Below are 12,963 nucleotides of genomic sequence, written 5' to 3' on the forward strand. Positions count from 1 at the left end.
GTTTGGTACATGCAACAGGCTTCAACAGTGCTATTATAAGAATAACCAATCCGGATTGGGGTTGATCAAAGTGAGTGAGTTAGTTTCTCGTCAAAAAATACTGTTGAAGAAATTGATTGTAAGCAAGAAGTATCGTTCTGTTGGATCGTTTGCTAAGGAGCTCGAAGTTTCGAGCCGTACCCTTCATAATGATTTGAAAGCTATTGATCTATTTCTAGAATCGTTTTCTTCAAAAGTAACAAAAAAAGCAGGCGTTGGAATTAAACTTGTTGGAGAAGATAATGAAAAATTGCTTTACGACTTAGAGAGAGAAAAGACTAGAGAAGAATCTGTTGAAGGAAGACGACAAGAAATCCTTTTTTCTCTGTTCTATAATGAAACCGCTACCAGCTATAGAAAGTTAGCAGAGAAATATTTTGTAAGTATAAGCTCGATTACGAATGATCTTGTATGTATTAAAGAGTGGTTAGCACCATTTCATTTATCCCTTGTTAAATCGAATGTGGGGACAGAAATTAAAGGGAATGAAGAAGATATTCGCAAAGCTCTTTGCTCCTTATTTAAAGACGGCATAATGATGAAACAGCCGTAGAGGTTCCTGATATGAAAGAATCGCAGTGTATCATTCAGTACATTGAAGAAGAACTTGGCTATAAATTTAACGAAGAATATTATGAGCATTTAACAAGGCTTGTTGGGGTTATGCTGAGCCGAATCTCAAATGGCTTTACAGTCACTTCTACAGAAGACTTGAGGTTAGAAGAATTTCATGCCCTGCGTACGTATGGAGTTGTACAAAAAGCCCTTCATCTTTTTAGTTCATTATCCATCACAGAAATTCCTCAGTCAGAAATTCAATATTTAAATAGCAGTATTTTAGGAGCACGCTTAAGTCATGTTGGAGCAAATGTTGAACTTTACTATCAAGATATGTTAAAGAAGCTTGTGACAGAGTTATGCACGATGGCAGATGAAGCATTTGAAACTAACATTCATGATGAAACATTATACAATGGGCTTCTTATTCATCTAAAACCAATGTTATATCGATTAAAACACGGATTAATTGTACAAAATCCACTTTTGGATGATATTAAAGAAAATTATTCAGCAATGTTTGGATTTACATGGTTTTTAGGATCTTTTATTGAAAAAGAAACGGGTTTAAAGCTCAATGATCACGAAGTCAGTTTTCTCATGATTCACTTTCAAGCTGCGCTTGAACGAAACGTTAGCATTAAAAAGGTAATTGTCGTATGTCCTGGCGGAGTTGGAACATCACAGCTGATTGCTAATCGAATTAAACGAATGGTTCCCCAAATTTATGTAACCGCTATCTATTCATATAGAGAGCTTTTAGATGTAAATGTAGAAGCATTGGATATTGATTTCATCATCTCCACAATTCCTCTTCAAAATATAAATAAGAAAGTTGTGTTAGTTTCTCCGATGATGGATGTTAACGATGCTAAGAAGCTTAATAGTTTTTATCTTGATTATATTTTTCAAAACGAAAACCAAATCAGACATCGACATGAAAAACTCCTTCAAGCTATTGACCGCAACTTGATTTTTACCAACCTAGACATGATAAATAAAGATGAAGTGATTGAATTTGTCTCAACAAGTCTACAAAAAAGAGGCTATGTGACAGATCAATTCTATGAATCTGTGAACAACAGGGAGCAGAAGGCTTCGACAGATTTAGGAAATAAGGTGGCCATTCCTCATGGAGAAAATCAGTTTGTACAAAAGTCCTGTATTTCCGTTGTAACCCTCAAAGAGCCAATTAGGTGGGGGAAAAGTAAAGTTTCCATTGTGTTTTTTATCGTCTTGAAAGTAGAAAACAAGCAAAGTATGAGACCAATCCTACGGGAGCTTTATCAAGTGTTGGATTCTAAAAGGATATTACAAATGATGGAACGTGCGAGGTGTAAAGACGATATTTTGCACATTTTAGGAGGAAAAGAGGATGATTGAAAAAGAGCTGCTTGTTGTAGATGAAGCATTTAAAGATAAAGAAGAGTTAATTTATTCTCTGTCTCAAAAAGCTAATGAATTAGGGAAAGTAAGTCAGGTTTCTCACTATATGCAATCTGTTTTAAAAAGGGAGGAAGAATGTTCAACAGCAATTGGCTTTTCGGTCGCTATTCCGCATGGCAAATCAGAAAGTGTGAAAAGGCCTTTTGTTGCCTTTGCCCGTCCACAGCCGTTTATTCAGTGGGATAACAATGAAGAAGAAATAAAGTTAGTCTTCCTTATAGGTGTTCCAAAAGAGCAGGAAGGAACCGTTCATTTGAAAATCTTAGCAAACATTAGCCGAAAGTTAATTGATGAAGAATTCCGTTCAAGTTTGCTGCAAGCATCTTCTAAAGAAGATCTATACGACTTATTAACGGAAGCTGTTCAAAGCTAAAGAGATACTAAGAGCAATGGGGGCAGATGATTATGGTGGAATTAATGAAAAATATGAAAAAACATCTTTTGACAGGCGTTTCTTATATGATTCCGTTTACGGTCGCAGGAGGTGTATTGCTAGCCATTTCTGTAATGCTTTCAGGGCAAGCTTCTGTACCTGAGAAAGGATTTTTAGGAGCACTCGCCCAAGTTGGTACAGCAGGTTTATCTCTTTATGTGGCCATATTAGGTGGGTTCATCGCGTACTCGATGGTAGACAGAGCAGGATTAGGACCTGGGATTATTTCTGCGTATCTTGCGTATGAGCTAGGAGGCGGCTTTCTCGGTGGAATGGTCGCGGGGATTGTGGCAGGAATTGTTGTTTACTATTTAAAGAAAATCAAAGGACCAAAAACAGTTGCAACTGTTATTCCAATCTTTATTATTCCTCTTTTAGGAACGTTCATTTCAGGAATGATTGTAGTCCTGTTTATTGGTCAACCTGTTGCAAACTTGATGGAAGCTTTGAGCGAATGGCTACTTGGCATGCAAGACAGCTCCAAAATTATGCTAGGGATTATTTTAGGAGCAATGATGGCATTTGATATGGGAGGTCCTTTTAATAAGACGGCTTTCTTTTTCGCCGTAGCCGTAATGGATACGTATCCACAGCTCCTAGCAGCCGTAGCTGTTGCAGGGTGTACACCACCGCTTGGCTTAGCGCTTGCTTCTACTTTATTTAAAAACAAATTTAACGTCGAAGAACGTGAAGCAGGAAAAGCAGCTTATATTATGGGCGCCATTGGTATTACAGAAGGAGCCATTCCATTTGCCGCAGCTGATCCTTTAAGAGTGATTTCCTCCATTATGGTAGGAGGAGCAGCAGGAGCTGTCACTTCTTTGCTTCTTGGGGCATCTAATTTCGCTCCATGGGGTGGACTTATTGTTTTACCTGTAGTTGAAGGACGATTAAGCTATATTATCGCCATTATTGTAGGAACAGCTGTTACAACTTGTATGGTTGGGCTCTTTAAACAAAGCGTCGAAAGTACAACAAAGCAATCTGTATATAAAGAAGATGATGATTTTGAATTAGAGTTTGATTAATAAAAAGGAGTGATTAAGAAATGAAAATTGTTGCTGTTACATCTTGTCCAACGGGAGTTGCTCACACATATCTTGCAGCTGAAGCGTTAGAAAAAGCGTTTAAAGAAGGAGGGCACACCATTTCTGTTGAAACGCAAGGCTCTGTAGGGATTGAAGGTGAGATCACACAGACAGATATTGAAGGAGCAGACTTTGTGATTCTAACCAAAGATGTGTCGATTAAAGGAGAGGAACGATTTAGTGGAAAACAAATTGTACGCGTTACAGCAGGAAATGCCATTAGAAAAGCAGACCTAATTGTTAAAAAGTTAGAACAAAAGCTTCAGGAACAATAATAAATAAATGGGGAGTGTAAAAGATGACTAAATTACCAATTAAAAAAGCGGTAGATATTTTGCTAGACTTACAGGAAGAAGGAAAAGGGTCTACGTTGTTAGGTATTGGGCCAATGTCAGGTCGTCTGCTTCGTGCAAGTTTTGAACTTGCTAAAGAAAAAGATTTTCCCCTTTTATTTATCGCAAGCCGAAACCAAGTAGACGCTGAAGAACTTGGAGGAGGATATGTGAACGGATGGAATCAACAAACGTTTATGAAAGCTATCCGTTCAACAGCTGAACAAGTTGGTTTTAACGGTCTATATTATGTATGCCGAGATCATGGGGGTCCATGGCAACGAGATAAGGAAAGAAACGATCATTTAGATGAAGAAACAGCAATGGAACTAGGGAAGAAATCATACGTAGCAGATATTGAAGCTGGTTTTGATTTACTTCACATTGATCCTACGAAAGATCCTTTTGAAATGGGAAAAGTCATTCCACTCGAGACAGTGTTAAAACGAACAGTTGAACTTATTGAATATTGTGAGCAAGAAAGGCAAAAAAGGAACCTCCCTGAAATTGGCTACGAGGTTGGAACAGAAGAAACAAACGGCGGGTTAACGTCTACTGAAACATATGAATCCTTTATCATTGAACTTACAAACGAATTAGAACGAAAAGGATTGCCAAAGCCAACATTTATTGTTGGACAGACAGGTACGCTTGTAAAGAAAACAGAGAACGTTGGAACGTTTAACTTTTCAAATGCAAAAGATTTAGCTGAAGTGGCTAAAAAGTACGGAGTTGGTTTGAAGGAACATAACGGAGATTACATTGAGGATGATGTTCTTCTAGCACACCTACCAGCTCAAATTACAGCAACAAATGTTGCTCCTCAATATGGTACAGAAGAAACGAGAGCTTACTTGTCGTTAAGTAAAGTGGAAGAAAAGTTAAAAGAAGAAGGTCTTTTTAGTAAAACGTCTAATATCCGAAACATCCTGTTAGAACATGCGATTAAAAGTGAACGATGGAGAAAGTGGATGGTTGGTGAACAAAAGGATGCAACAGTAGACGAGATTTTTAAAGATGAAAACCTTGCTGAGGAAATCTTAGATATTGCGGGGCACTATACGTTTAATAATGAAGAAGTGAAGGAAGGAATTAAACAACTCTTTTATAACTTGAAAGAAAACAATATTGATGGTGATCGGTTTGTAGTGGACCGAATCAAGCGGTCTTTAAATACTTATGTAGAGTGCTATAACCTTGAAGGAACTACATCGAGAATGATGGAAATGGACGCAGTTAAACAGTAAACAATGAGGATTAGGTATAACAAAGAGAATAGACATTTTGGTTTGGAAAAACAGAGACACAATAGTTGTCTCTGTTTTTCTGTATAGAAAAGAAATATATCCTATTATAAAATAGTAATATCCATTTTTAACATTTTTAGGAGGAACCACTACATGCTAAAAATCAGAAACGCTGCTCTATCAGATCTCCCAAGACTCATTGAAATTGAAAAACTCTGTTTCTCCAAAGAAGAAGCAGCAACTCCAGGGGCAACAAAACAGCGCCTCCAACATATCCGTGACAGTTTCTTTGTCGCTGAAGAAGACGGAACAATTGCAGGATTAGTGAATGGACCTGTAATCCAACAAAAGTTCATTACAGACGATTTGTTTGAAGATATTACGGCAAATCCTCCATTCGGTGGTCATCAGACAATTCTAGGATTAGCAGTCCATCCAGATTTCCAAAGTCGAGGAATCTCAGCAAAGCTGTTAGCTCATTTGGAAAAGGAAGCGCGTAAACGGACTCGTGAGACGGTTACGCTTACGTGTAAAGAAGATTTAATTTCGTTCTATGAAAAACACGGATACAACAACATAGGTGTATCAGATTCTGCTCACGGTGGAGCGGTTTGGTATAACATGAGTAAAAGATTGAAATAGCAGGGGGAAGGTAATGTATCCACTAAGAGTGAGAGGAAGCGCATTGATTATTAAAAATGAAGCGGTTCTCTGAATTGAGTTTCATGATGAAAACGGTCTTCACTACAATTTACCTGGTGGAGGCGTAGAACATGGTGAGTCGCTCTTACAAGCCGTGAAACGGGAAGCAAGGGAAGAGGCTTCTATAGATATTGAAGTTGGGGAAATAGCTTTTCTTTATGAGTATGCTCCACATTTAAATCATAATAAATATGGTCCTGTGCATTCGGTAACAACCATTTTTGACTGCTCGGTACGAGAGGGAGAAAATCCTAAGCTACCGGAGAAACGGGACCAAAACCAAACAGGAGTAAGGTGGGTACCGTTAGATGAGCTTCATACGATTGTTTTATATCCGAATCTCCGGAAGGAAATCTTAGCGTACCATAAGAAAAAGCATAGCATTCCACTGTTAGAAGAGCAGTATCTAAAATCATACTAAAATAAAAAAGGAACGAACGCTTTTCTAAGCATTCGCTCCTTTTTTTATACTCTTTCTTGTTTCACACGTTTATTGCTTTTATACACAAAGTATAAAGCAAGCAACATAAACGCTAAAGCAGCTAAACGTTTGCCATCAATATGAATTTCAAGACCGCCGAACCAGCCGAAATGGTCAATAATCATACCTGTGATAAGCTGACCGATAATTGTTCCGATGTTTGTTGCGATAACGCCAATTCGAGGTACTGCAATGACAGTTAATAAAAGATAAGCAACACCTAAAAAGACGGCACTTAGCTGCCATTTTGGCGCTTCCATAATCGCTAAAATGTTTCCTTGACCAAAGAATAAAATAATAAGAGCAAGAAATAGAGAACCTGTAATAAAAGTGAAAAGAGTGGTTTCAATTGTTCCAGCTTTTCGACTAAGTGTTCCGTTCACAGAGGATTGAGCACTTAGAACGATTCCGCCGATTAACGTAAAAATAACCATTGCAATTGCCATAGCTTAAACCTCCTAGTAAATTAAAATAAGGGCAATAACCATCGAAATAAGAGCGAAAACTTTTTCTTTGTTGACCGCTATTTTTTGACTTCCAAGCCAGCCAAAGTGTTCAATAAACATACTCATGACCATTTGGCCAATAACAATCGCTACCATTGTAATGCCAACTCCAACAAAAGGGACGCTAATCACAATCGAAGTTAAATATATAAGGCCCAAAAGCCCGCCAACGAGTGTCCATTTCGGCGCCTCTCTTGTATATGATAATTTTCCTTTTCCAAAGAAAATCCATAATAGTCCCATGATGATAGAACCACCAGCAAAGTTATAAAAGCTGCTTTCTAGCTCTCCAATCACTTTGCCAAGCTCTCCATAAATGGCTCCTTCAAGACTTAGTGAAGCGCCAGCTAGTAAAGCAATGATGTAGATGACATAGCGCATAATAATACTCCTTCCTAATAATTAAATAATTATATATCTAGAATTATAGAAATGAAAAGCGGAGAAAAAAACTTTTATAGTTTCTCTCTCACATATTTCTCTAATTCTTTGATTGTTTCTTCATTACGACGATAATACGTCCATTTTCCATGACGCTCTGATTGTAATAATTTTGCCTTCTGCATCATCGATAAATAATGAGATATTGTCGATTGAGATAAATTAGCTTTTTCTTGAATATCTCCAACACATACGCCTCCTTTTTCTTCGATGTACGCAGAAGGCGTATTAAAGTGTTTCTCAGGATCCTTTAACCACGTCAAGATGTCTAGACGTATCTCATTTGAAAGTGCTTTGAAAATATCGATTGAATTCATGTCTTTTATACTAATCGTTGTATACCGATATGTCAATGTTTAAAAACTCGAGTGTCTCTCTGCCGTATTTTTTAAATGTTTTTCGGTAAACCATTCATGTATATTTCTCTACCATCGCTATGTTCTTTTAAAATGTTCATTGTCTTCTCATGAGGATGTACATAAATTGTTGGGTAATCCAATTCATCCAAATGGGGACGAACAGGGAAGGCGAGCTTTTCTTCATAAAGGGAAAACTGCGCATTCACTCCAGGCTTGTTTCCACGCGAATCAAGGCGAATCCATTTGTTTTCAGCATCAATATACACAGCATTTAAAGCATGAATACAATACCCATCTTCAGGTGTATCAAACAATGTGAGTCTTTGGTAGCAAAAGCCTGTTGGAATCCCTTTTACACGAAGAAGGGCAGCGAGTAAGTTAGACTTTGCATAGCAAATTCCTTCCCCATACGCCAATACTTCAGAAGCGGTTCTTGTCACACGGTGACTTCGGATATCCCATGAGTGAGCGATGTGATCTCTTACAAATTCATAAGCTTCTTTAGCATAATGGAGCTTATCCGTGGAATTTGCATAAATTTCATCTGCTTTTTTCATAAGAGAAGGATGCGTGAAATTCACTTCAGGGGTAGAAATTAAGTAATCATGAGGGTTAGTAGATTGAAGAACTAAGCCCATATAAACAGCTCCTTTATGAATTATTATACATTCAATTATATATTAATTCATAAAGAGTGAATAGATATTTCCTCCCTAAAGAATTTAGAATTTGTATTTTTTTATAATTGAATAGGGCATAATGAGGAAAATGATTCTGTAATAGGCGTATATCGTTTTTAGGGGGAGAAAGTTGTCATTAGGTCACTTTGTCATTAATAAGAATTTCAGAATATGCGTTGAGAAAGATTAAAACATCATTAAGCTAATGATACTTATTATGAGAAGAATGTGACCATGGGCAAAAAATCCTCTATTCAGGGGGAATAGAGGATTTTTTCTCTTCTTTCCCCGTTAGGAAAGAAGGGAAATGTCGAACTTTGGAGGGAGATTGGAAGCGTAAAAGATGTATTATTGGTTTTGTTGATTTGTTTGTTGCCCCGTTTGTTGTCCCATCATTTGATTGCTTCCTTGAGGGTTCATGTTTAACATATGTGGCATTACATTTTGAAGTTGCCCACCACGTCCTGTCATCATACTGTAAGCAGCTGCTCCAATACCAACAGAAGCAATGATAGGTAACACTTGAATATTGTTTTTCATCATTTCGCATCTCCTTTCTTATCCTGTATTAAAAATTCTCCCTTATTCTCTGTTTCTTTCTCCTTTTTATTCGAGTAAACCATAGTTGAAGTAACAAATAATTATATGAAAGAGAAGATAAATATGTAAATTTAGACTTAAATAGGATTTAAAAAGAAGAGAATCTACCTGGTAAAATTTTATCAAGATCTAAATTGAAAAAAGTCTTAGAAAATAAAGGGTGATGCATATTATACGTGACTAATATGTATCACCCTTTAACTTCTTATTCAACAATCGGGCCAGTTTGTGGAGTAACACCTTTATAAAAATGGTACAGATTGTTTCTAGATATTTACGGCCAATCGCTTGAGGTGGTCTTTCAAACCAACCTTGCCTAATTATTAAATTTGCAGCATCTCGTTCAAATCTAAATGAGAGATGTAACGTGTTTAATCTTGAAACAGAACAAAACCACTCTGAGTGATTTTTTAATCACGCATTGCTCCTGCTTCTCGGGAAGTTATTGCTCCTTGGCCTTCGCTTACATCTTTTTGAATTTCTTGTTTAACTTTTTGTGCATCAGTTCCGGAAAATTTCGGTTTCATAATAGAATCCAAATTCTCTTTAGCTTGTTGATCTTGTTGCATACAATTCCTCCTCAATTTATTACTTAACAATCTTATTATTTACAAAAAAACACTCAGTATATCCGAGGATTTCAGCGGGTTTTACTTAAAGTAAAGGGGACTAATGCGGAAGATTGTTATTAATATTACCTTGAAACCAAGACTTCATGAAAAGAGCGCAATTCTTGTATAAAGATTTGTATTTTTTAGATGAATAAATGTTATTTCTTTAATATTGCACTTTTGACGTGCAAAATAAATTCGAATATCAATTTTAACTTTTGCAAATCAACGTATATAGCAAGAGCCTCTAACGGATATTAAGTCGAGGAGGTGTGCGAAATGAATGAAGATTTATACGTTATAAACGGAAAAGTATTAATTTTAACTTCGCTCTTAAACGATAAGGAGCCTTCTGCAGACGCTTGCGACGTCACTCCGGAAGACTTCGTTAAGATTTGCGAAGAAATGTATAACGAAGGTTTAATTAGTCATACAAACTTTGGGAATGTATTAAATGCAGAGGTAACGGATAAAGGGTTTAATTACTTCGATAGTATCACGAATAGGTTAAGAATTTAGAGCAATCGAATTATTTCGGTTGTTTTTTTATTACGAATCCTTGCTGGATATAACAGTGCGTTACCTTATGTGAAGAGGTTAAATGATTTTGTCGCAATACAACTAACTGTGTATTAAATTTAAACCAGTTGTTTCAACAATCGGGCGCGATTGTTAAACATCAAATATACATATTGTACTAACTAAATTTAATCTATTTTATAATTATAATAAGAGATACCTTGTATTATTTATACATAGTAGCCTCTTTAAATTATAGTATAGTTAATAAAATTCTCAGGTTAATGTCATAATTTTAGTACTGCTCACTTCAATATAAAGATTAGAAGATAATAATCACGTGTGAATTAGCTCAAAACCTTTAAATAAAGCATTTCTCATCTTCTCGGAATGCTGTTTGTAATTGTCGCTATCTTTATTTTTTCAGAAGATATGTCAGGAGAAGCGAAAGCGGAGAAAGCTATTACATATTAGAAAAGTCCTCTTATATGAAAGAGGACTTTTCTTTTTGGGCGAATAAAAACAAATACAGCCCATAATCTGTCGGCACAGAAGCGTGGCCCATTTGACGTAGCATCGCTGAAATGTTTCCTCTGTGATATGTACCATGATTCACAACATGAGGGACGAGATCACCTACCGTTGTTTCCATCACTCCACCAGCTGGATTTTGGATCCTGAGTTGTTTTGGCAAGTTGTCTTCTTTGCTTAGAAAGGTTTTGTAGCGCTCTGATAAATCCGTACAAAGCTGCTCCATCTCTGCTAAGCTTTTTGCTTCCATCTCTTCTTTATGTTCCCTTGCTAAGTTTAATGCATGCTGCAAATCTTTTCCTAAGAACACATCAAACCATCCAAGGTCAGAAAGGTAAACATGCGCTAGGACGTGAGAAAGAGACGGGAAGATGCTTTGAATTTCCTTACGGTAAGTCTCTTCTGGAAGCTCTTTTAAACGCTTAAAAATTTGCTCGTTCGCCCAAGTATTGAACTGATAAAACTGTAGTGGGAAGTTTGTCATTGGATTCTCCTTTTCTAATGCTAAGTTATCGAAATGTCAGGCACTGTTAATATTACATCTCTTTTAGTAAAAAACCTTCTTATTTTAGATGATTTGTTAGTATTTTAAGACACTATTATGTACATTCACGACCGAAATTTACTCATTACATATTACTTTGTTAGTTCGTAAAATCCCTTTAACTTTAAAGCCTAACTTTTTATAAAGGTGGAGTGCTCTATTGTTTTTTCTAATATGTAACGTTATTTTCCACCTTTTTCTCGCTCTAGAAATTCTGCTTCTTCATTAATTTAGACTCATAAGGTACGTCATCTTTAATAACGGCAGAACGCATTTGATGAGTAAAAAAGTCTTTTTGTTCAATCCTCATAGACGCTTCCTATACCTAACACATCCCAAGCGTTTCTCTATTCTTTCATTGCTTCAAAAATAGGGCGCAATGTTTCTCCTTTGTATGTAAGAGAGTATTCTACATGTGGTGTGATCTCTGCGTATATTTTTCGTGAAATAATACCTTCGTTTTCCAACTCTTTTAAACTTAGGGAGAGAGTGCGTGGACTTACATTTTTTGATTCTGGTTCTGTGGCTGTTTCCGATAACTACGAATAAAAAAAGAGATCCTGCTGTAATAATATTTTTTTACCTCTCCAAAAGATACGGAATAGGTAAGGATTTGAAGTTATCTCCACCTTTTCCCCTCCGCCACACCGTACGTGAGACTTTCATCTCATACGGCGTTCCATCATATAGTTATTAATCGATTGCAATTAAATTACATTTCTTACGATACATGTTGAGTTTCTTCAATTGTTTTCCATCCAAAAGAAGTTTGTCCATATATCGTTCAATTGTCTGTTCATCAGTCGCATGAATTAATTTGTGCGACTCCTTGGAGAGTATCACTAGGTTGCTAAAAGAGTCTGTTCCACCTAGACTTCTAGGCTTGATGTGATGACAATGTACCTCTTCTGCTGATAGAAATTCATCTGTTAAAGCACATTTTCCCATTTGCATTGAGTACTTGGAAATTCTGTTATCAGCATATTCAAGACTACTGTATTCAGTAGTCGAATTCTCTAAGCGTTTAATTTCTTTTGCCACCATATCCGATAAATACTTGTGTTCAAGCAATTTTCTTCCAACACTTGTGTAATTGCACTTTTCTTGTGTGAAATTCCTAGCACACTGAGTTTTGATATCAGCCATCGGGTATAAGTATACATTTCCAATTTCAAATGTACTATAGTGGTTTTTGTAAAATTTTTTGTAAGTCGCATTCGGATTAATTGGTATACCCCATTTTCCAGTTGACTTTAGACGATTGTACAGGGTTTTCGAAAGACAATAAGCAATTTCTGTGAAGTCAGTATTCACATGAGTGGCTATTTTATAGTAGTTTTGTATTCCCAAAATATATGAGTTGTAATTTGAGATGTTTTTTAAAATCGGAGATTTCTGTATTTCTTTAATGCGTTGTTTAATTTTGCTTTTGATTTCTTGTTTATTTTTAACAGAAACATTTGTATAAGCAACGTACCTGTTTTTCTTTTTAACAGCTTTTAAAGAAAAACCAAGGAATTCAGATTTATTTCTTCTCAGATTAGTTATCATAGATTTTTCGGGAGATATATCAAGGTTTAATCTATCTTTCAGATATCCTTTGACTGCATGGTATATTCTGATAGCTGATTTATGAGTGTTGGTGAAAATCTTAAAATCATCTGCATATCTTACGATAAACATTTGTTTAAGGTTTGTCTTCTTCATGGCTTTATACTTATTTCCACGAATATACTTATGTTTGGTTTTCAGAAATTCCCATTGACCAGCTATCCACCAGTCCAAGTCATTTAGGGAAACGTTTGATAATAAAGGAGATAAGATTCCTCCTTGGAGACCTCCGAAA

The 12,963-nt window shown here is 36.3% G+C and carries 17 protein-coding genes and 1 pseudogene; 9 read left to right on the plus strand and 9 right to left on the minus strand.

Features of this window, described 5'->3' with window-relative positions; all coding sequences use genetic code 11:
* Positions 1-70 precede the first annotated feature (70 nt).
* From MOC86_RS16100 to MOC86_RS16135, 8 genes are all read left to right on the plus strand, one after another.
* Positions 71-592 (plus strand): helix-turn-helix domain-containing protein, encoded by a 522-nt coding sequence (locus MOC86_RS16100; protein WP_268585064.1) that lies wholly within the window; start codon positions 71-73, stop codon positions 590-592.
* Positions 593-603: 11 nt separating this feature from the next.
* A complete protein-coding gene (locus MOC86_RS16105; protein ID WP_268585065.1) occupies positions 604-1,980 on the plus strand; it encodes a BglG family transcription antiterminator in 1,377 nt (458 codons plus the stop codon).
* A complete protein-coding gene (locus tag MOC86_RS16110) occupies positions 1,973-2,416 on the plus strand; it encodes a PTS sugar transporter subunit IIA (protein WP_268585066.1) in 444 nt (147 codons plus the stop codon). Before MOC86_RS16105 ends, MOC86_RS16110 begins: the two co-directional genes overlap by 8 nt.
* A 32-nt stretch (positions 2,417-2,448) precedes the next feature.
* A complete protein-coding gene (locus tag MOC86_RS16115; RefSeq protein WP_268585067.1) occupies positions 2,449-3,504 on the plus strand; it encodes a PTS fructose transporter subunit EIIC in 1,056 nt (351 codons plus the stop codon).
* Between the two features lie 20 nt (positions 3,505-3,524).
* Positions 3,525-3,839, plus strand: coding sequence for a PTS fructose-like transporter subunit IIB (locus tag MOC86_RS16120; protein ID WP_040057753.1), 315 nt, complete (start codon positions 3,525-3,527; stop codon positions 3,837-3,839).
* A 23-nt stretch (positions 3,840-3,862) separates the two neighbouring features.
* Positions 3,863-5,143: a class II D-tagatose-bisphosphate aldolase non-catalytic subunit gene (locus tag MOC86_RS16125; protein ID WP_268585068.1), complete on the plus strand. Its 1,281-nt coding sequence runs from the start codon at positions 3,863-3,865 to the stop codon at positions 5,141-5,143.
* Positions 5,144-5,296: 153 nt separating this feature from the next.
* A complete protein-coding gene (locus MOC86_RS16130; RefSeq protein ID WP_268585069.1) occupies positions 5,297-5,785 on the plus strand; it encodes a GNAT family N-acetyltransferase in 489 nt (162 codons plus the stop codon).
* Positions 5,786-5,858: 73 nt separating this feature from the next.
* The gene (locus MOC86_RS16135; protein WP_268585093.1) at positions 5,859-6,266 is read left to right on the plus strand and encodes an NUDIX domain-containing protein; all 408 of its coding nucleotides are present in this window, start codon (positions 5,859-5,861) and stop codon (positions 6,264-6,266) included.
* 44 nt (positions 6,267-6,310) lie between these two features.
* On the opposite strand, the gene MOC86_RS16140 is transcribed toward MOC86_RS16135, so the two are convergent.
* The 6 genes from MOC86_RS16140 to MOC86_RS16165 form a co-directional block, all read right to left on the minus strand.
* Positions 6,311-6,772, minus strand: coding sequence for a DMT family transporter (locus tag MOC86_RS16140; protein WP_243509965.1), 462 nt, complete (start codon positions 6,770-6,772; stop codon positions 6,311-6,313).
* Between the two features lie 12 nt (positions 6,773-6,784).
* Positions 6,785-7,213, minus strand: coding sequence for a DMT family transporter (locus MOC86_RS16145; protein WP_085118165.1), 429 nt, complete (start codon positions 7,211-7,213; stop codon positions 6,785-6,787).
* Between the two features lie 74 nt (positions 7,214-7,287).
* Positions 7,288-7,590, minus strand: a complete 303-nt coding sequence (locus MOC86_RS16150) for an ArsR/SmtB family transcription factor (RefSeq protein WP_268585094.1) — start codon at positions 7,588-7,590, stop codon at positions 7,288-7,290.
* A gap of 71 nt (positions 7,591-7,661) precedes the next feature.
* Positions 7,662-8,270, minus strand: a complete 609-nt coding sequence (locus tag MOC86_RS16155; protein ID WP_268585070.1) for a transglutaminase-like domain-containing protein — start codon at positions 8,268-8,270, stop codon at positions 7,662-7,664.
* Between the two features lie 390 nt (positions 8,271-8,660).
* On the minus strand, positions 8,661-8,852 hold the full coding sequence (locus MOC86_RS16160; RefSeq protein ID WP_268585071.1) for a hypothetical protein: 192 nt from the start codon (positions 8,850-8,852) through the stop codon (positions 8,661-8,663).
* 470 nt (positions 8,853-9,322) lie between these two features.
* Positions 9,323-9,481: a hypothetical protein gene (locus MOC86_RS16165; RefSeq protein ID WP_268585072.1), complete on the minus strand. Its 159-nt coding sequence runs from the start codon at positions 9,479-9,481 to the stop codon at positions 9,323-9,325.
* A 321-nt stretch (positions 9,482-9,802) separates the two neighbouring features.
* Here MOC86_RS16165 and MOC86_RS16170 point away from each other — a divergent pair, with 321 nt between their 5' ends.
* On the plus strand, positions 9,803-10,042 hold the full coding sequence (locus tag MOC86_RS16170) for a hypothetical protein (protein WP_268585073.1): 240 nt from the start codon (positions 9,803-9,805) through the stop codon (positions 10,040-10,042).
* Between the two features lie 484 nt (positions 10,043-10,526).
* Here the strand turns inward: MOC86_RS16170 and MOC86_RS16175 are convergent, their stop codons facing one another.
* The 3 genes and pseudogenes from MOC86_RS16175 to MOC86_RS16185 form a co-directional block, all read right to left on the minus strand.
* Positions 10,527-11,057 (minus strand): DinB family protein, encoded by a 531-nt coding sequence (locus tag MOC86_RS16175; RefSeq protein ID WP_268585074.1) that lies wholly within the window; start codon positions 11,055-11,057, stop codon positions 10,527-10,529.
* Positions 11,058-11,464: 407 nt separating this feature from the next.
* A pseudogene (locus MOC86_RS16180) lies at positions 11,465-11,620 on the minus strand (winged helix-turn-helix transcriptional regulator); the annotation flags it as partial.
* Between the two features lie 190 nt (positions 11,621-11,810).
* The coding region (locus MOC86_RS16185; RefSeq protein WP_268585075.1) for a group II intron reverse transcriptase at positions 11,811-12,963 on the minus strand (1,153 nt) is incomplete at its 5' end.

It is taken from the genome of Priestia endophytica (assembly GCF_026790145.1).
Lineage (GTDB): Bacteria > Bacillota > Bacilli > Bacillales > Bacillaceae_H > Bacillus_I > Bacillus_I endophytica_A.